The following is a 17,378-nucleotide window of genomic DNA, read 5'->3' on the forward strand; positions in this document are numbered from 1 at the left end:
TTGGATTCCGTCGGTTTTCGCCAAAAGCGGCAGAATTAATCGTCCGTGGCAGTAAAACGGACGACCGGGGAAAAGTGAACAGGACGAAGATATGCAACTTAAAAGCACAGTTTCAGGCTTCTTGGCATCAGCAGCCAGCGTAATTTCAGTGGGCAGCGCCTTCGCACAAGATTCAGGTGATGGAATCACCGGCCTTGAAGTGATCGGCGCACCAACAGCGGGCGGCGTTAACTTTCAGCCAGCAGCGACAAACATCGCGCAACAAGCCTTTGGTCTGGATACGCTGGTTCTTTGGATTATTTCAGGTGTCGTCCTTTTCGTTGTTGCCTTGCTTGCCTATGTGATTTTGCGTTTCAACCAGCGTGTAAACAAAACGCCAGCGACATTTACCCATCATTCACAACTTGAAATCGCATGGACGATACTACCGGTCGTCGTTTTGGTCTTCATTGGTGCCTTCTCTCTGCCGGTTCTGTTTAACCAGCAAGAAATTCCCGAAGGTGACATTCATATCAAAGCGACAGGCAACCAATGGTACTGGTCCTATGAATACATCGGCACAGACATCGCGTTTGATAGCTTCATGCTGGGCCGTTCTGCTTTGGAAGAAAATGGCTATACTCAAGACGAATATTTGCTGGCAACTGACACTGCGATTGTTCTGCCATCAGGCAAAGACATTGTTGTACGTGTGACGGCTGCTGATGTGATCCATTCCTGGGCGATCCCTGCCTTTGGTGTGAAACAAGATGGTGTTCCTGGTCGTACCGCTGAACTTTGGTTCAATGTAGATGTTGGCAACGAAGGCATCTATTTCGGTCAGTGTTCTGAGCTTTGCGGTAAAGATCACGCCTATATGCCAATCACTGTGAAAATCGTGACGCAGGCGGAATATGAAGCATGGTTGGGTCGTCAGGCGTCTTTGGACGTTGATGCGACCATCCAAGTTGCTTCCGCTGACTGATCCTGAAGCCCGGACCCGAGCGGTTGATGCCGCTGGGTCTTCGCAACGTGGAACTGACATGAGCGATATGAGTGCAGATAAATCAATCACCTCCGGCTTCGAATATGAAGCCGGTTTTGGCGACTATTACGCCCTGTTGAAGCCACGGGTGATGTCGCTTGTCGTCTTCACAGCCTTCGTTGGCTTGATGGTGGCACCCGTGTCCGTTCATCCGTTTTTGGCCTTTGTGTCGATCTTGTTTATCGCGCTGGGCGGCGGGGCCTCTGGGGCGTTGAACATGTGGTATGACCACGACATTGACGCCAAAATGAAACGCACGATGAACCGCCCAATCCCTGCGGGCAAAGTCACCAAGGAAGAAGCTTTTGGCCTTGGCTGTGCACTTTCCGGTTTTTCCTGCATCATGCTGGCCTTGGCTGCGAATATTTTTGCTGGCCTGTTTCTGGCGTTTACGATCTTCTTTTATGTGGTGATCTACACCATGTGGCTGAAACGCCTGACACCGCAAAACATCGTTATTGGTGGCGCGGCTGGTGCCTTTCCCCCGATGATCGGTTGGGCTGTGGCCACCGGTGGTGTGTCAATCGAAAGCATCTTGATGTTCATGATTACATTCATCTGGACCCCCCCGCATTTCTGGTCTTTGGCGCTGTTTACGAAGACTGATTACGCGGATGCGGATGTGCCGATGCTGACTGTGACTCATGGACGGGTTGCCACACGCAAACACATTCTGGCCTATACCATCCCTCTGGCGATTGTGACGCTGGGGATTGCGGCGACATCCATTGGTGGTTGGGCATATCTGATCACGTCCATCGTGCTGAACGCATTGTTTATCCGTGGCGCTGTCCAAATCCTGCGTCGCGATGATGCGGCGGCCGAGGCGGATGATTACAAAGTCGAGCGCCGCTATTTCAAGCTGTCACTGCTATATCTATTCCTACATTTTTCAGCATTGCTGTTGGAAGCTGGATTGAAATCTTTCGGATGGGGAGGTTTCTAATGGATCTCAGAGTTGAACATGAAATTCACAAGCGCCGCTTCAGCCGTAACGCGGGCCTCGGCCTTGTTCTAGCGGCGTTCGTGGCCTTGGTTTTTGGCATCACCGTTGTAAAGGTGAACATCATTGGCGATGTACCAGAGGCCTATAACGCCTCACGTGGGTTGACCAACGAAGGGGCGAGCGAATGAGCGCGCAGCAGCCACAAGTAAGTCACGGCAAAACAGTTCTGACATTGGTTGGCGTTGTTTTTCTGATGGGTGGATTGGCCTGGGCGTCGATCCCGCTGTATGACTGGTTCTGCAAAGTCACGGGTTTTGGCGGCACCACGCAGGTGGCTGCAGATGGATCCGGTGTGGTATTGAATGAAACCATCATTGTGCGTTTCGATGCGTCTTTGGACCGCGACATGCCATGGGAATTCAAAACCGTACAAGACGACGTCACAATTCGCATCGGCGAAACAGGTCTGATCTATTATGAGGCCTATAACCCAACGGATCGCGTTGTGGCCGGCACAGCCAGTTACAACGTCGCGCCCTATTCAACAGGCGCTTATTTCACCAAGATTGATTGCTTCTGCTTTACCGAGCAGGTGCTGCAACCCGGGGAACGTGTGATGATGCCGGTGACATTCTATGTCGACCCGGAAATCGTAAACGATCGTGAAGCAAAGTTTGCACAACACATCACACTGTCCTACACCTTCTATGAAACCGACTTGCCGGAAGATGTGGCGCAACTTGCGTCCGATACTTCGGTGGTACAGAATTAAACACGAATAGCCTCCAGCAGGGGAAACGCACATGGCACACGAAAAAAATCACGATTACCACATCCTAGCCCCAAGCTGGCTGCCATTGATGGCCGCTGCTGCAGGGTTCTTCATGCTGTATGGCGCCGTTCTTTGGATGGCCAATGATATGCCTTGGATGTTCTTTGCGGGCCTGGCTGGCGTTCTTTATGTGATGTTCGCTTGGTGGTCTGAAATGGTCACTGAAGGTCAAGGTGGTGTGGATCACACACCGGTTGTGCGCATCGGCTTGCGTGTTGGGTTCATCCTGTTTCTGATGTCTGAAGTTATGTTCTTTGTAACATGGTTCTGGGCTTTCTTTAAGAATGCTATGTATCCAATGGGCCCAGACAGCCCAGCGATTGATGGTGTTTGGCCACCTGTTGGTATCGAAACATTCGACCCGTTCCACCTGCCACTGATCAACACATTGATTCTGCTGTGTTCTGGTGCGGCTTGTACTTGGGCACACCACGCCTTGGCGCATGAAAACAATCGTAAAGACATGATCAATGGTCTGTTGATCGCTGTCCTTCTTGGCGTCGTGTTTACGTTCTTCCAAGCCTATGAATACAGCCACGCAACCTTTGGTCTGGGCGGCAGTGTGTATGGCGGCGTTTTCTACATGGCGACTGGCTTCCACGGTTTCCACGTCATCGTTGGCACCATCTTCCTGTTTGTGTGCCTGATGCGCGCAAAAGCAGGCCACTTTACCCAAGAACAGCACGTCGGTTTTGAAGCTGCGGCTTGGTATTGGCACTTTGTGGACGTTGTTTGGCTGTTCCTGTTTGCCGCGGTTTATATCTGGGGCGCCTAAGGTTGAACCTTCCGGCAATAACGGCTTTAAAGCGCAGGTGGAAACATCTGCGCTTTTTCCGTTTTTGGCTCCGGCGCGCATGAGTGAGATGACGAATGAACGGTAAGACAATCCTGACAGTGATCTTTGGTGCAATTGGCTTGGTCATTTTGTTGTGGCTGGGGTTTTGGCAGGTTTCGCGTCTGGCTTGGAAAAACGCGAGCCTGGCTGAGATTGAACTGCGCATTCAGGCCGAACCCGTTGCCTTGCCCGATCAACTGGACCCCGAACGCGACCGGTATCTGCCTGTGGCTGTCACAGGCATCGCAAGCCCTGGGGTGCAGGTTTTCGCGACCGCCAAAGCCCAAGGGGCGGGGTTTCGCATGTTGTCGGTGTTTGAGGTCAAGGGGCGTAGAATTTTGCTCGATCGAGGCTATCGCAAACAAACAACGCCCGATGACCTTTTGTCCGAGGTGGAGTTGAGCATCACTGGCAACCTGCTTTGGCCTCAGGAAGTCGACGGGTTCACACCGGAACCCGAAGGCACCACTTGGTACGCACGTGACATTCCGGCCATCGCTATGTCGCTGAACACCGAGCCGATCCTGATCGTTGCCCGTAGCGTGACCCCCAATACCTTCAAAGCCAGACCAATGCCGGTTTCAACCGAAGGCATCCCAAATGACCACTTGGGATATGCGATCACATGGTTTTCTTTGGCATTTATCTGGTTGGTGATGACAGCCGCCGTTGTCTGGCGTATCAGACAACAAACCCCGAAGCTTCAGTGAGCAAAGCAGAGCGATGAAATATATCTCTACACGTGGCCAAGCGCCGGAACTGACATTTGAAGACGCCATGTTGACTGGCCTTGCGCGCGATGGTGGACTTTATGTGCCTGAAACTGTGCCGACCCTAACCAAGGATGAAATCGCCGAGATGGCGGGCCTGTCTTATGAAGATATTGCTTACCGCGTCATGCGCCCGTTTGTAGGCGAAAGCTTTGGCGATGACGAATTTCGCACGCTGATCAAAAACGCATATGCCGGTTTTGCACATGACGCGCGTGCGCCCCTGAAACAACTTGCCCCGAACCATTTCTTGCTGGAACTGTTCCACGGTCCGACTTTGGCGTTCAAAGACTTTGCCATGCAGTTGATTGGGCAGATGTTCCAAGCCGCACTGACAAAACGCGGTGAACGCGTGGTGATTGTTGGTGCGACCTCTGGTGATACCGGGTCCGCCGCGATTGAGGCGTTCAAAGGTCTTGATAACGTCGACGTCTTTATCATGTTCCCAGAAGGGCGCGTATCTGAGGTGCAACGCCGCCAGATGACCACGCCATCCGAAAGCAATGTGCATGCCTTGGCCGTGAAGGGTGATTTTGACGATTGCCAAGCGCGCCTGAAAGATATGTTCAACGACCATGATTTCCGCGACGAAGTTGGTCTTGCAGGTGTGAATTCGATCAACTGGGGCCGCGTTTTGGCGCAGGTTGTTTACTATTTTTCCTCCGCCGTTTCGCTTGGTGCGCCGCATCGTGAAGTGTCCTTCACTGTGCCAACAGGTAACTTTGGCGACATTTTCGCCGGTTATATCGCTAAGAAAATGGGCTTGCCGATCAACGACCTTGTGATTGCGACGAACCAAAACGACATTCTGCATCGCACCATGGAAACTGGCGCTTACACAAAAGAAGGCGTGACCCCGTCCATCAGCCCGTCCATGGATATTCAGGTCAGTTCCAACTTTGAACGTGCCCTGTTTGATGCATATGGCCGCGATGGTGCTGCGATCCGCCAACTGATGGAGGACATGTCTGAAAAAGGCAGTTTCACCATCAGCCAAGGCGCGATTGAAGCCCTGCGCGAGCAGTTTAAATCTGGCCGCGTTTCCGAAGAAGAAACCAACGAAACCATCAAAGATATGCTGGCGCGCACTGGCGAAACCCTGTGCCCACATTCTGCGATTGGCGCGCGTATTGGTGATCAGAACCTGTCTGACGTCCCGATGATCACGCTTGCCACAGCACATCCAGCCAAGTTCCCCGCAGCGGTAAAAGCCGCCTGTGGTGTTGACGTTGGTTTACCACCTCACATGGGTGGATTGTTTGACCGCGACGAGCGCGTCACACCCGTCGCCAACGATCTTTCCGCCCTTACAACCCTCATTCGGGAGCGCCTGAACAAGTGAACGTTGACTTAACCCGTACCGCATCCACTGGATCCAGCCAGAAAATTCACACGCTTTCCAATGGGTTTCGGATTATCACCGAACATATGCCTGGTCTTGAAAGCGCCACCCTTGGAATTTGGGTGAACGCTGGTGGCCGCAATGAGGCTGAAAGTGAAAACGGCATCGCGCATTTCTTGGAACATATGGCGTTCAAAGGCACGGATACACGTTCGGCCCTTGATATTGCGGAACAAATTGAAGATGTGGGCGGTTACTTGAATGCCTATACATCGCGCGAAATGACCGCCTATTACGCGCGTGTCTTGGAAAGCGATGTTCCATTGGCCTTGGATGTGATCTCGGATATTTTGTTGAACCCAACGTTTGATCCGGCGGAAATCGAGATCGAACGCGGTGTCATTTTGCAAGAAATCGGCCAAGCGCTTGATACGCCGGATGATGTGATCTTTGATTGGCTGCAAGAACGCGCCTACCCAGATCAGCCGCTTGGGCGCACGATTTTGGGCCCTGGTGAAAAGGTATCGGCCTTCCAGAAAGCAGATCTTCAATCCTTCATTGGCACCCATTACGGCCCTGAAAATATGATCCTTGCCGCTGCTGGTGCCATTGATCATGACAAACTTGTTGCCCAGGCCGAAGCCCTGTTTGGCACACGCGTTGCGGGGGCTGCACCTGCCTTGATCACCGCGTCTTACCATGGCGGTGAAGTGAAGGTCGAAAAGGATCTTGAACAAGCGCATTTCGCATTGGCGTTTGAAGGCCCAAGCTACACCGATGATGCCATCTGGGCGGCGCAGCTGTATTCCGGTGTGCTTGGCGGGGGCATGTCTTCGCGCCTGTTCCAAGAGTTGCGCGAAAAACGTGGGCTTTGTTACACGATCTATGCCCAAGCTGGCGCCTTTGCTGACAGCGGCATGATGACGATCTATGCGGGCACCAGTGGTGACCAAGTGGCCGATTTGGCGCTTGTCACCATTGACGAGATGAAACGGGCAGCCGGCACAATCACGCAGGCTGAATTGGATCGCGCCCGCGCGCAGATGAAAGCGGGGATGTTGATGGGGCTTGAAAGCCCGTCAAATCGTACGGAACGTCTGGCACGCATGATGTCAATCTGGGGCAGGGTGCCGCCGGTTGCGGAAGTGGTTGAGAAAATCGACAGTGTTGATTTGACTGCTTTGCAGGACTTCGGTGCAGATATGGCCAGCAACGCAGCGGCGACCCTGGCGCAATATGGGCCAGTGTCCGACGCCGTCGATTTGGATGGGATTACACAACGACGCAAGGCTGGCTAATGCTTGGTCGCAATCGGAAACTTCGGCTTGAAACGCAACGCATGTATCTGCGTCCGCCCCAACACGGTGACTTCCGTGAATGGGCGGCGCTGCGTCGCAACAGCGCCGAATTTCTAACACCGTGGGAACCGGCCTGGTCGCCAGATCACCTGTCACGCAAGGGTTTCACCAATCGTGTATATTGGGCGCGGCGTTCCATTGCCCAAGGCACAGCAGTGCCTTTGTTCATTTTTCGCCGGTCTGATAACTATCTGATTGGGGCAATCACAATGGACACGATCCGGCGTGGCCCGGCACAGGCTGCGACGCTTGGATATTGGATCGGACAAGGGTTTGCACGCCAAGGTTACATGCGGGAAGCCATTCTTTCTGTTGAACATTTTGCATTCCGCAGTTTGGATTTGTCACGTCTAGAGGCGGCTTGCCTTCCAGAGAACAAGCCTAGCCGGGGATTGCTTGAGCGATCCGGTTTCAAATATGAAGGTGTCGCGCAAAGCTATCTGCAAATCAATGGCCGCTGGCGCACGCATGTATTATACGCAAATCTTCGTGGGGATCGGCGCGGTCGCACTGACGTGTGTTAGACCTCACTTCAGGTGGTCGTTTGGGGTAAGAAGAGATTGCGCAAAACAAACGCTTCTTTCTTGAATGCCGACTTCAGACATGATCAGTTCAGCACCGGAGGCCCCACATGCTAAACCCTGCCGATCCCGAATTTATTGCACATTTGACGTCGCTTCTTGGCGATGACATTTTGCGCCCTGCATCTGAACTATATTTAGAAGAACCCCGCAAACGCATCACTGGCCATGCAGGCGCGATTGTGGCGCCACGTGATACGAATGAAGTGTCGCAGATCCTTGCGCTGTGTTCAGAACATCAGGTTGGTGTGATCCCATTTGGCGGTGGTACGGGGCTTGTTGGTGGGCAACTTATGTCTGCGGATCAAGGGGTTGCCCCGTTGATCCTGTCGCTTGAGCGTATGAACAAGATGCGCGATATTTTCCCTACGGAAAATGTGATGATTGTGGAAGCGGGCATGACTTTGGCAGCCATACAGGACGGAGCCGCAGATGAAGACTTGCTGTTTCCGCTGTCATTGGCATCCGAAGGCACATGCCAGATCGGCGGAAACCTTGCGACCAATGCGGGCGGTGTGAACGTGCTGCGTTATGGCAACACGCGCGATTTATGTCTTGGGGTTGAGGCCGTTCTCTCTGATGGCCGGGTTCTGAACAATTTGTCGCGGCTGCGCAAAGACAACACAGGATACGATCTTAAGAACTTGTTGATCGGGTCTGAAGGCACGTTGGGGGTGATCACGGCCGCCAGTTTACGCCTGTCTGCGCGGCCTGCGCGTGTTGGAACCGCAATTCTGACTGTTCGCGATCCCGCTGCCGCATTGGAACTTTTGTCAAAAGCGCGCGAGATCACGGGGGATGCTGTTTCCGCATTTGAATTGATCAGCGGCACGGGCATGGAATTTGTGCGTGACACATTGCCAGGTATTCATCAGCCCTTTGCCCAGTCGCCTGAATGGTCGGTGTTGGTGGAATTTGGTGTGCCTGCGGCGTTGAACCCAGAAACCTTGTTGGAAGATCTCTTTGTTACGGGAAGCGAGGCGGGTCTCGTGACGGATGGGGTGATTGCCCAGTCTTTGGCCCAACGCACCGAGATGTGGTCTCTGCGGGAACATATTCCCGCTGCAAACAAAAAAATCGGCGCCATTGGCAGCCATGATATCTCATTGCCACTGTCCGAAATGGCGCGTTTCATCCCCCTTGGCATGGCAGAAATTGCCAAGATCGCACCTGTGCGCGTGAACTGTTTTGGTCATTTGGGGGACGGGAACCTGCATTATAATGTCTTCCCACCTGCTGGGCAGAAGGCCAGCGCCTTCGCGGATTATAAAGATGAGATTGAACGTTTGATCCATGATTTGGTCCATGCTCATGGCGGGTCATTCAGCGCGGAACATGGGGTGGGGCGGCTGAAATCTGGCGAGCTTACCCGTTACGGCGACCCAACAAAGCGCGCGATGATGCAGCAGATCAAGCAAGCTTTGGACCCACGTGGCATCATGAACCCCGGCGCGGTTCTAGACTGATTTTCTTGCCGTTTCATTGCATTGGGTCTTCTGCATTTGGGCTGATTACACTTCGGTCGCGTCCGATTCCTGCCAACAATGATAGGCTATGGATGATCAAGGCAAGGCAGCCCACCAGCCAAGCATAACTTGCGCCACTGTTCAGCGCTTCGAGCATAAGAAATGCACTTGTAAGGTGCCAACCGTAAAGCGCCCAGAGGCGACCTTCGCTTATTCCACCGAGGGCAATGGCTCCAAAAGCCAACAAGGCGAAGCGTGTCAGCTGGCTATAACTTGTGTCCGCATATCCATACCCGTAAAGCCACACATATCCGGTGACGAGGGCGAATAAGACTATGGTTCCCACCAGAACCATTACCCCATTCGCATGGTAGGAAGGGATGGGCTTTGCGACGCTAACGTTCCAGTTCAACAGGTGCCGTAAGACGGGGATGTTGCTCGCGATTGCTGGGTTGAACGACGGTGACGCCCCTTTGACGCCATAGTTGAAATCATCTTCGGGAAGGTCGGGGCGATAGGTGTTGAACAGCTTGTCCCAAATGACAAAACTGCCGGCGTAGTTGCTGTCGGACCAAGCTCTGTCGGCCACGTGATGGATGCGATGGTGGGTTGGGGTGACCAGGATATGCTCTAAGAACCCTAGATGAGGTGTCAGTGCGCTGTGGTTCATCAGTTGAATGCCGTAATGTACCACGGACACTGAGATGAACATTTCAACCGGAATGCCGAGCAATGCCAATGGGATAAAAAATGGAATAGAAGCCAGTGATGAATACCATGAATTGCGCATTGCGAGGGATAGATTGAAGTGCTCGCCCTCATGATGAACAACATGGACCGCCCAAAGGATGCGAAACTTGTGATGCAACCGGTGCAGCCAATAGAAGCAAAAGTCCCAACCAATGAGGGCGATGGCCCAGACAACTGCAACAGGCCAATCGCTGACAAAACCGGTGCCAAACCTGTTCAGGATCAAGCCATAGACGGCGATTTCTAACCCGCGAAACAGCCAAACCATCAAATGTCCAGAATTGAGATTAAAGACAACATCGTGCCAATCGACGACATGTCGGCCTTGACGGTTGAATATGATCATTTCCGTTAACACAAGGATCAACATCAAGAGAATGGGGAACGCGACTGCGGTCATGGCGTGCCCCCCCAACGGATAATGCCATAGCGTTTGAAAATGACGGTAGCTGCACAGGCCAACAGGGCCAATCCTAGCCCCGCCAGAAGATCGACGAACTGGTGTCGGTGAAGCGGTAAGATAGAAACCATTATCACTACGGCCCATCCCGTCAGCAGCAGGTTGCGCCAGAGATGTCCCGCCTGCAACAGTGCCAACAGCGCCAAGCATGTCAGTGTCACGTGCAGGGAAGGCAGGCAGTTGACCACTGCATCATAGCGCATCAACAGTTTAAGCGTTTGTGCGCTTAGGCCTTGTTGCGTGACGTCTGGGAAAACCATGGTCGTTGGGAAAAAACCAAACACAATTGCGGCACCTATTGCGCTGCACAGCATGACACAGCTTAGCCATTTCACGCGTTCGGGCTGGGCGCAGAAAAACCCCATGGGAATGAACAGGAAGAACGACATATACACCCAAATCGCGGATGGGGTGAACGGGAACCAAAGGTCTATCGATGACGGCGTCAACAGATGTGCGGCTTCGGCGCCGCGCAGGCCCGACAGCGTATAGACAATGCCAATCGATCCCCAACTGGACACCATCAAGACCAGTCGTGACAAAAACGACAAAGTCACCTTACTGGCGGAAGCGTCGTCTATATTATCGAACATTGAGAACTCTCCAAAATGACATTGAATATTGAGAGGGGGCAGAAGATTGCACTTTTGGCTGGCCTAAATATCCAGCGTGACGCGTTGGACATCAACATTATTCGTTTGCCCGTCAAGCACCTGCGAAATCAGCGGGTATAAAATATCAAGCGGGCCATTTGCATGCGGTGGCTTTCCGGCGGCTTCCCAATTTTCGGTCGCATTTGCCATAATCCGTAAATCTTGCGAAATTACAATGCGCATCAGGGGCACAAAAAGCAACGCTTTGATCCAGCCAAGGCCATACTGTCGCGGCCCGGTCATCACGGCGAACCCCCGTAAATGCGTGTCATCTTCACGGGTGAAGTAAAGTGTGGTGACAAGATTTAACCCATGCTTCCCCCAGTATTCGAGGCTTACAACACCGGGGCGGCGAAAGCGGCTGATGGCGTGACTGCGTTGGCTTTCAAGCAGTCGGGACATCAAGCCATTGGATTGCGTTTCACCACTGTAGCGCATCACAAGTTCTCCAGCGTCGATCCCGGCTTCAAGGGTCACCTTACTGGTCGGGCCACCACCACCGCGGATAATTCCGCTGTGCACAAACAGAGTGTGAATTGGATCAAGCACGTTTTCCACGGCATCTGTCAACGTCGCGTGTGCGTGGCTTTCCAAATCCGAGAAACCTGTGCTTGGTGGTCCCATGTCGGCGCAGGAATTTCGCCTGCGGCCTTGGCGTCGCGGGTGACAAAGACCAGGCCATGTGCTTCGCGGGCGTCCCAAGATCGCACCAAGCGGTTTTTCACGGGACCCTCAGCAAGCGGGATATGCGTGCAAACGCCTTTTCCGTTGAACCGCCAGCCATGATAGGGGCATTCAACGGTGCCGTCGATAACGCGCCCTTTCGACAGCGAGGCCGAGCGATGTGGGCAACGATCGGCAATAGCAGACACGCCATTTAATGTACGGAAGAGGACAAGTTTCTCGCCTTCGAATGTGACGGCGCGCGGTTTTTTCTTCAGCTTTGAGGCGCGCAATACGGGGTGCCAATGGGTTTCGGTCATGTGGTGATCCTTCCGGCGCGGATGTCATATATGATGGCCCGGTCATGCTTAGTCAGCTGATCTGACAGGGGGTGATCTATTTCAATACGGTCATCAGGCAAGGCAAGTGGGTTCATGAATATGCGTTCAACAAAACAGGCATTTGGGCGTGCAGCCCGAAGAACACCATCCCACGCCTGCGCATAGGTTCTCGGGCTGGTGTACGACCCAAAGTCCGACAACGAAAACCCATCGGCATTGGTGCATCTGTCCAGTTGATGTAGCCCCGTCAGGCGTATTTCAAGTCGCTCAAGCCGGGCTTGTACGGTTTCATAGTTCTCGGCCAAAAGATGCAACGGCAATGCGTTTGGCAGCGCGGAGTGGCCGCGCAGTATCAGTGACGCGAAATCACTGTTGCGAAACAGAAACGTGGAGGACGCGCGTGTAAACGCCCCGGCGAGGCGGGCTTCGACGTGCTGCGGTTTTGGCAGGAATGCGCCGCCGGGTTCTCCGATCACGCGTGTCCAAATCCAGGGTCGCCCCAATGTGCGAATGGAAAGCCGCCAGATCCAGTCGTCAAAATGCTGTGCCCAAATTTTGGCTTGCTCATCAAGATCGTGGGCGTTGAAAAGCGCGTCAATCCTGCGCCCTCGGATCAGACGCGTGCCACATGCGCCCTTGCGCAATACCCGTTCCCAAAGCCCGGCATACCAAATACCACCTTGGATCTGCCGGCGTTTCAGCGTCCAAAAGGTTGCGTGGTCTTCTGATAGATGTTGGCGTATTTTGTCCCAATACTCTAACGGATCCCCCGGAAGAATGCCCAGAAAAGTTAGCATTTCGTGGTGATCAAGACAACGGATGGCGGCAATCTTTAAACGAAGTAACGCGTTCTGGACGGGATTCATATCGACGGAAATGACCGTTTCGGCGTTGGACAGAAGCATGTCTAATGGCCGAGTTCCAGACCCTGTGATACAGACCATGCGTTCAACAGAATTGGCCAAACCCGTCAGTTCGCTCCGCCCGTCCTCATTGGATGAAGCGAAGTTGAGATTTTGGAAAAAACTCATTCAGGGGGGCTCCAGCAATTTTCAATGCGGCGTAATTTTTGACTGGTGTCCAGCTGCAAAGGCGCGTGCTGAAGGTTTACCGAGATATCTAATCCGCGCGTTTCAAAGAGCTTGGCAAGGCTGGCCAGCGCCGCAAGTGCATCTGCGTTGGCTTGTTCTGGCTTCAACACCAGTGTGACGGATTTTTCCGCCTCACGCCGGACGCGAAAATCGTCAATGCCACGGGCGGCATCTAAGACAGCGTTGCGCAGAATGTCAGGGGTTATCAGCTTGCCATCGAAAACAAATACATCATCCATGCGCCCAACCACTTCGTCGATTACACGTAAGGGGGATCCACAGGAACAGGCGTCGGGCGACAATCTAAGCAGGTCATTCATGCGATACCGCGCCATGATCTGAAACCTGCGTCGAAAGCCTGTGACCAAAGGGGATACCAAACCGTCATCCATCGGCTCAAACTCAAAATAAGTTGCGTCTTCCGCAAGGTGTAACTTGCCATGGGCACAACTCACCCCGAACAACCCTTCTGTCGCCATATAGATCTGCCCAAGTCGCAGGTTGAAATGGGTTTCGATCACATTTCGGTCGATCTGATCCAAGGTTTCAGCCCCGGAAAATACTTTACGTGGTTTTAAGTCAGCGCCGGTTTCCGCCAAGTGACGCAACACCCGCGGAGGCGCAGTGATCGTGGTCGGATCAAATGTCATCAGCCTGTCTTGCCAAGTTTCTGGGCCTTGACGTAGATCGAAAAATTGCAATCGTAACCGCCGGCTTTTGTTTGCCTCGTCATACAGGCTTGAGGACTGCGGCAATATCACAGCAACCCTTTCCTTGCGCCACAAAAACTGCGGAGCCGTTTTCGCCAACATCGCCCCAAGCCAACGGTTGCGTTCATCAGATGTCACAGCATAAAGGGCGCGGTTGCCAGATGTACCGGTTGATGCACCGATACCTACGCCGTTGATCTCGCCGCTTCCTGCCATCGCGTCCCAAGCCTTTGTCTGCGTGATGCCCCCCAAATTGAACGCTTCAAACTGATCCATGACGATGGCTTTGTCGGTGATCTTAAGGTCGGCCAATTCGGTGGGGTTTTCGGTGTAATATCCCACGCGCGGCAAGTCGTCTGACAGCCAGCGCTTTAGCCGACGCGCCTGCCAGCGGTCAAACTTTGGGCGTGACATGCGGCTCACCCAAAGGGTTTCCAATAAAGCGGCAAGCACTTGAGACATTTGTTTCATGTGTTTGGCTTTCGATCATACGCAGTCATTTCCGGGGTGTGACAGAGTAAAACATCGCCACCCGCACGGGCAAAACCGGCAACCTTTGCCGTGCTTTCACGTTGGGCATGGGGATCTTCCGCGACCAGCCGCCCGGGGTATCCTATCGGGCCACGTGTTAACGCCGCCGTCACCCATTGCACATCCGCAGCATATAGCATTGGGCGTTCCAGTTGCGGAAAACATAGTCCAAAATGCCCCTCAGCGTGGCCAGGCAATCTGATCGCTAGGATGCGATTATCTTCAAATATATCATAGACTAGGCCAAGGCCAAGGGGGCCGTTTACCTGTGGTTTATCAAAGACGTTTTCCAAGCGAACGGTCATATCATTTGGCAAAAATTCAGGAAATATCCCACGATGAATATTGGCCCAGATGCTTCGCGTTCTTACGTTCTCAAAGGTCTGTTGGCAGGCAATCAGGCGTGCGTTTGGAAAACGTGCCAAGGCCGATATGTGATCGACGTGGAAGTGCGTAAGGATGATCGCTTTAACGTCGTCAGCCGTGTAGCCCATCTGCGATAAAGCTTCGATCGGGTCCCCATCAGGCAGAAGTTCAGGGGAAAACGCCCATGAATACGCCCGCAGCATGGGCGAGCGTCCGGGGGCACTGATGGCTTCGGGGCTGTACCCTGCATCGATCAAAACCACACCATCAGGGTGCTCAATGATCCCAACGCGTACCTGCAACGCCAAGCGTTTATTCCAGCGCCCTTTGTTGAGAACCAAGCGTTCCCGCGTGTGAACATATGCGGTGTTGGTGAAAGTGATTTTCATCGCGTTTTCCCTGCGAAGGTTAGTTCTAATCCCTTAGAAAATGGCACGCGCGGTGACCAATCCAGCTGGTGTTTCGCTTTGTCGATATTGAGACTTTGCCGATAAGCAAAAAGACCCAATGCATAGGGGGTGATGCGTGGTTCTGAGCCGTTCGGATGAAGCTTGCTGACCGCATCTGAAATGCGCGCAACGGCGAGGGCTGGGCACAGCGGAACTGAGCGCCACGTCACCGAAACATCTGCGCGTGCGGCGGCAAGTTCTACGATGTCACGGACTAACGTTTGCTCGCCGCTTGAGATGTTGAAGCTATGACCTTCTACTTCGGGGCCGGCAACCAATGCCGCTTCGATCGCACTGACGACATCGGACACATGGGTCAGATCGATAGCTGCATTTCCGCCATGCAGGCTTGGTAGGGGGCCTCGCTTGGCGGCGGCCAATAAACGGGGTAAGAGTGCCGTGTCATTGGCACCATAAATGCCGCGTGGTCGCAAATTGATTGGGTGAACCGTTTGATGTGCAAGCACCCGGCGTTCCGCTTCGGCCTTTGTGGCGGCATAAGCATTCACGGGTTTCGGCAAAGGGTGGGTTTCGGTGACATTTTCCTGATCACAAAAGTCAAAATAGATAGTCGGGGACGAGATATTGATGAACCTCTGCACACCGGAGGTTTCCGCGATTTTAAGTGCGTTTTCCGTGCCAAGAATATTCGCCCGGTGGAATGCGGAATGCCTTCCCCATGGGGCCGAAAGGGCGGCGCAATGGATAAAGGCATCCGCACGTCCTATGCGATCAATCGAGGCGTTCGTTGGAGAGGCGAGATCGATCTCGGCGCAGTTAATCCCCTGTTTTCTCAATGCATCAAGACGTAGTTCGTTCCGACCGATGGCCAAAACATCATATCCTGTTGCCGCGAGATGCGCTGAAACCGCCCCCCCAAGGAAACCCGTCGCACCTGTGACCAACACCCGCATGTCAGACCTCAATCGCCATGCCGCCAAAGCTTACTCCGGCAGAGGTCCCCAATATCAGCAGCCGCGTCCCTTTGCAGATACGTCCATCCTTTCGCGCAATATCGAGGGCCGTGGGGATGGATGCCGCAATTTGGTTGCCCAAATGGCTGGCGATATTCACGACTTTTTGCGTGTCTAGGCCGATCGAACGGATCATGTGTTCAAGCGCAATTGGGCTTGCTTGGTGGGGCACAATAAGATCGACGTCGCCTTGGTTCCAACCGGCGCATTGCAATAGATCATCCACAAAACCTGAGAAATGGCGATGCGTAACACGGAACAGCGCGGTTCCATCCATGTGGAACACGGCGTTCTGTGCAAATTCTTCGGGCCGCGTGTGGAAATCAATTCGTGTTCCACCAGAGGCGATGGAACTTGCTTCATATGCGGACGGGTAGGTGCACATCATGCTGGCGCGAATGCAGCCTTGCCCTGGTGTCGCTGTGGTCAAAATCGCAGCGCCCGCGCCGTCGCCAAAAAGTGCGGCCACTTCGGGTTGCGTTGACCAAGGAAGGGTTTTCGAGGCGACTTCAGACGAGACAACCAGCACCATGCGTGCCCGTCCCATAGCAATGCGCGTTGCTGCGATATCAAGCGCGGTTACAAAGCTTAGGCACGTGGAATTGACATCGAATGCCTGCGCAGACCCATCATTCATGCCCAATTCGCGCATGATTAAAGGTGCTGTGCTTGGCAGTGCCTGATATGGAAGCCCCGACGCGCCGATTACCAGGTCAATGTCGTTCAGATTTATGCCTGCGTCATCTAACGCGATACGTGCCGCCTGGACCGCGAGGTCGATTTGACTTTCATTAGTGCAAATGCGGCGTGCGATAACACCGGTCGCCTGTTCAAGGTGACCGCAGTTTAAATTTAGGCAGTGGTCAAAATCAGTCGACAGCTTTTCGGTCTTTGGCAAGGCATGACCAGTGCCGAGAATTCGGGCAGGGAGCACATTAAACATTTTCAAACACGACCATATTATAAATTACTGAACACCGTTCATATATGGGGGAGGGCGCAACGAACGTCAAGCGCGTCCTGTAATGTCTTAAGGCACCAAATGGTTTTGAGCCTTCTACGTTTGGCTGGTGTGGCGAGCGTTTATCGTGGAGCAAGGGGGTCGTAATAAAAGAGACCGCCCTGAGAAACAGGGCGGTCGGTTCTTTACGTGTGTTTTGCAAACAGCGTCCGTGGGTAGCGGACCGGTCCTTTCTACGGGGTAATTCTTACCGAAAGATTTATAAAGTTAGCGAA

19 protein-coding genes are annotated in these 17,378 nt (G+C 53.3%); 10 read left to right on the forward strand and 9 right to left on the reverse strand.

Annotation, left to right across the window (positions count from 1 at the left end; translation table 11 throughout):
* Nucleotides 1-91: 91 nt before the first annotated feature.
* The 10 genes from coxB (at nucleotide 92) to RJ38_RS17090 (ending at nucleotide 9,154) form a co-directional block, all read left to right on the forward strand.
* Nucleotides 92-964 carry a cytochrome c oxidase subunit II gene (gene coxB, locus RJ38_RS17045; protein ID WP_039020059.1) on the forward strand — a complete coding sequence of 291 codons (873 nt, stop codon included), beginning with the start codon at nucleotides 92-94 and terminating at the stop codon, nucleotides 962-964.
* Between the two features lie 58 nt (nucleotides 965-1,022).
* Nucleotides 1,023-1,970: a heme o synthase gene (gene cyoE, locus RJ38_RS17050; RefSeq protein WP_039020210.1), complete on the forward strand. Its 948-nt coding sequence runs from the start codon at nucleotides 1,023-1,025 to the stop codon at nucleotides 1,968-1,970.
* Nucleotides 1,970-2,158 carry a hypothetical protein gene (locus RJ38_RS17055; RefSeq protein ID WP_052245516.1) on the forward strand — a complete coding sequence of 63 codons (189 nt, stop codon included), beginning with the start codon at nucleotides 1,970-1,972 and terminating at the stop codon, nucleotides 2,156-2,158. Before cyoE ends, RJ38_RS17055 begins: the two co-directional genes overlap by 1 nt.
* A complete protein-coding gene (locus tag RJ38_RS17060; protein ID WP_039020060.1) occupies nucleotides 2,155-2,742 on the forward strand; it encodes a cytochrome c oxidase assembly protein in 588 nt (195 codons plus the stop codon). Before RJ38_RS17055 ends, RJ38_RS17060 begins: the two co-directional genes overlap by 4 nt.
* Nucleotides 2,743-2,773: 31 nt before the next feature.
* Nucleotides 2,774-3,577, forward strand: a complete 804-nt coding sequence (locus tag RJ38_RS17065) for a cytochrome c oxidase subunit 3 (RefSeq protein WP_039020061.1) — start codon at nucleotides 2,774-2,776, stop codon at nucleotides 3,575-3,577.
* Between the two features lie 95 nt (nucleotides 3,578-3,672).
* Entirely contained in the window at nucleotides 3,673-4,347 is a 675-nt protein-coding gene (locus RJ38_RS17070; protein ID WP_039020062.1) for an SURF1 family protein, read from the forward strand.
* A gap of 13 nt (nucleotides 4,348-4,360) precedes the next feature.
* The gene (gene thrC, locus RJ38_RS17075) at nucleotides 4,361-5,749 is read left to right on the forward strand and encodes a threonine synthase (protein ID WP_039020063.1); all 1,389 of its coding nucleotides are present in this window, start codon (nucleotides 4,361-4,363) and stop codon (nucleotides 5,747-5,749) included.
* Nucleotides 5,746-7,047 (forward strand): M16 family metallopeptidase, encoded by a 1,302-nt coding sequence (locus RJ38_RS17080; RefSeq protein WP_272945950.1) that lies wholly within the window; start codon nucleotides 5,746-5,748, stop codon nucleotides 7,045-7,047. The genes thrC and RJ38_RS17080 overlap by 4 nt, the downstream gene beginning before the upstream one ends.
* The gene (locus RJ38_RS17085; protein WP_039020064.1) at nucleotides 7,047-7,631 is read left to right on the forward strand and encodes a GNAT family N-acetyltransferase; all 585 of its coding nucleotides are present in this window, start codon (nucleotides 7,047-7,049) and stop codon (nucleotides 7,629-7,631) included. Before RJ38_RS17080 ends, RJ38_RS17085 begins: the two co-directional genes overlap by 1 nt.
* A gap of 107 nt (nucleotides 7,632-7,738) precedes the next feature.
* On the forward strand, nucleotides 7,739-9,154 hold the full coding sequence (locus tag RJ38_RS17090) for an FAD-binding oxidoreductase (RefSeq protein WP_039020065.1): 1,416 nt from the start codon (nucleotides 7,739-7,741) through the stop codon (nucleotides 9,152-9,154).
* A 13-nt stretch (nucleotides 9,155-9,167) separates the two neighbouring features.
* On the opposite strand, the gene RJ38_RS17095 is transcribed toward RJ38_RS17090, so the two are convergent.
* The 9 genes from RJ38_RS17095 to RJ38_RS17130 all read right to left on the reverse strand — a co-directional run bounded on the left by RJ38_RS17095 (nucleotide 9,168) and on the right by RJ38_RS17130 (nucleotide 17,085).
* Nucleotides 9,168-10,304 (reverse strand): sterol desaturase family protein, encoded by a 1,137-nt coding sequence (locus RJ38_RS17095; RefSeq protein ID WP_039020066.1) that lies wholly within the window; start codon nucleotides 10,302-10,304, stop codon nucleotides 9,168-9,170.
* Nucleotides 10,301-10,957, reverse strand: coding sequence for a phosphatase PAP2 family protein (locus RJ38_RS17100; RefSeq protein ID WP_052245517.1), 657 nt, complete (start codon nucleotides 10,955-10,957; stop codon nucleotides 10,301-10,303). The genes RJ38_RS17095 and RJ38_RS17100 overlap by 4 nt, the downstream gene beginning before the upstream one ends.
* 63 nt (nucleotides 10,958-11,020) lie before the next feature.
* Nucleotides 11,021-11,641 (reverse strand): hypothetical protein, encoded by a 621-nt coding sequence (locus RJ38_RS18330; RefSeq protein WP_162183589.1) that lies wholly within the window; start codon nucleotides 11,639-11,641, stop codon nucleotides 11,021-11,023.
* Nucleotides 11,584-12,000, reverse strand: coding sequence for a Rieske 2Fe-2S domain-containing protein (locus tag RJ38_RS17105; protein WP_052245519.1), 417 nt, complete (start codon nucleotides 11,998-12,000; stop codon nucleotides 11,584-11,586). The genes RJ38_RS18330 and RJ38_RS17105 overlap by 58 nt, the downstream gene beginning before the upstream one ends.
* Complete coding sequence (locus RJ38_RS17110) at nucleotides 11,997-12,986, reverse strand: DUF3419 family protein (protein ID WP_420319428.1); 990 nt, start codon at nucleotides 12,984-12,986, stop codon at nucleotides 11,997-11,999. Before RJ38_RS17110 ends, RJ38_RS17105 begins: the two co-directional genes overlap by 4 nt.
* 62 nt (nucleotides 12,987-13,048) lie before the next feature.
* The gene (locus RJ38_RS17115; RefSeq protein ID WP_238321749.1) at nucleotides 13,049-14,293 is read right to left on the reverse strand and encodes a CoF synthetase; all 1,245 of its coding nucleotides are present in this window, start codon (nucleotides 14,291-14,293) and stop codon (nucleotides 13,049-13,051) included.
* Nucleotides 14,290-15,108 carry an MBL fold metallo-hydrolase gene (locus tag RJ38_RS17120; RefSeq protein WP_039020068.1) on the reverse strand — a complete coding sequence of 273 codons (819 nt, stop codon included), beginning with the start codon at nucleotides 15,106-15,108 and terminating at the stop codon, nucleotides 14,290-14,292. The genes RJ38_RS17115 and RJ38_RS17120 overlap by 4 nt, the downstream gene beginning before the upstream one ends.
* Nucleotides 15,105-16,082 (reverse strand): NAD-dependent epimerase/dehydratase family protein, encoded by a 978-nt coding sequence (locus tag RJ38_RS17125; RefSeq protein WP_039020069.1) that lies wholly within the window; start codon nucleotides 16,080-16,082, stop codon nucleotides 15,105-15,107. Before RJ38_RS17125 ends, RJ38_RS17120 begins: the two co-directional genes overlap by 4 nt.
* Nucleotide 16,083: 1 nt before the next feature.
* Entirely contained in the window at nucleotides 16,084-17,085 is a 1,002-nt protein-coding gene (locus RJ38_RS17130) for a 3-oxoacyl-[acyl-carrier-protein] synthase III C-terminal domain-containing protein (protein ID WP_039020070.1), read from the reverse strand.
* Nucleotides 17,086-17,378 lie beyond the last annotated feature (293 nt).

Origin of the sequence: Halocynthiibacter namhaensis (assembly GCF_000812685.1) — a bacterium.
Classification (GTDB): Bacteria; Pseudomonadota; Alphaproteobacteria; order Rhodobacterales; family Rhodobacteraceae; genus Halocynthiibacter; species Halocynthiibacter namhaensis.

What these genes read in the sequence shown, in the direction of transcription:
- coxB (WP_039020059.1), top strand. Translation starts at nt 92, where the DNA reads ATGCAACTTAAAAGCACAGTTTCAGGCTTCTTGGCATCAGCAGCCAGC.
- cyoE (WP_039020210.1), top strand. Translation starts at nt 1,023, where the DNA reads ATGAGCGATATGAGTGCAGATAAATCAATCACCTCCGGCTTCGAATAT.
- RJ38_RS17055 (WP_052245516.1), top strand. Translation starts at nt 1,970, where the DNA reads ATGGATCTCAGAGTTGAACATGAAATTCACAAGCGCCGCTTCAGCCGT.
- RJ38_RS17060 (WP_039020060.1), top strand. Translation starts at nt 2,155, where the DNA reads ATGAGCGCGCAGCAGCCACAAGTAAGTCACGGCAAAACAGTTCTGACA.
- RJ38_RS17065 (WP_039020061.1), top strand. Translation starts at nt 2,774, where the DNA reads ATGGCACACGAAAAAAATCACGATTACCACATCCTAGCCCCAAGCTGG.
- RJ38_RS17070 (WP_039020062.1), top strand. Translation starts at nt 3,673, where the DNA reads ATGAACGGTAAGACAATCCTGACAGTGATCTTTGGTGCAATTGGCTTG.
- thrC (WP_039020063.1), top strand. Translation starts at nt 4,361, where the DNA reads ATGAAATATATCTCTACACGTGGCCAAGCGCCGGAACTGACATTTGAA.
- RJ38_RS17085 (WP_039020064.1), top strand. Translation starts at nt 7,047, where the DNA reads ATGCTTGGTCGCAATCGGAAACTTCGGCTTGAAACGCAACGCATGTAT.
- RJ38_RS17090 (WP_039020065.1), top strand. Translation starts at nt 7,739, where the DNA reads ATGCTAAACCCTGCCGATCCCGAATTTATTGCACATTTGACGTCGCTT.
- RJ38_RS17095 (WP_039020066.1), bottom strand. Translation starts at nt 10,304, where the DNA reads ATGACCGCAGTCGCGTTCCCCATTCTCTTGATGTTGATCCTTGTGTTA.
- RJ38_RS17100 (WP_052245517.1), bottom strand. Translation starts at nt 10,957, where the DNA reads ATGTTCGATAATATAGACGACGCTTCCGCCAGTAAGGTGACTTTGTCG.
- RJ38_RS18330 (WP_162183589.1), bottom strand. Translation starts at nt 11,641, where the DNA reads ATGGGACCACCAAGCACAGGTTTCTCGGATTTGGAAAGCCACGCACAC.
- RJ38_RS17105 (WP_052245519.1), bottom strand. Translation starts at nt 12,000, where the DNA reads ATGACCGAAACCCATTGGCACCCCGTATTGCGCGCCTCAAAGCTGAAG.
- RJ38_RS17115 (WP_238321749.1), bottom strand. Translation starts at nt 14,293, where the DNA reads ATGAAACAAATGTCTCAAGTGCTTGCCGCTTTATTGGAAACCCTTTGG.
- RJ38_RS17120 (WP_039020068.1), bottom strand. Translation starts at nt 15,108, where the DNA reads ATGAAAATCACTTTCACCAACACCGCATATGTTCACACGCGGGAACGC.
- RJ38_RS17125 (WP_039020069.1), bottom strand. Translation starts at nt 16,082, where the DNA reads ATGCGGGTGTTGGTCACAGGTGCGACGGGTTTCCTTGGGGGGGCGGTT.
- RJ38_RS17130 (WP_039020070.1), bottom strand. Translation starts at nt 17,085, where the DNA reads ATGTTTAATGTGCTCCCTGCCCGAATTCTCGGCACTGGTCATGCCTTG.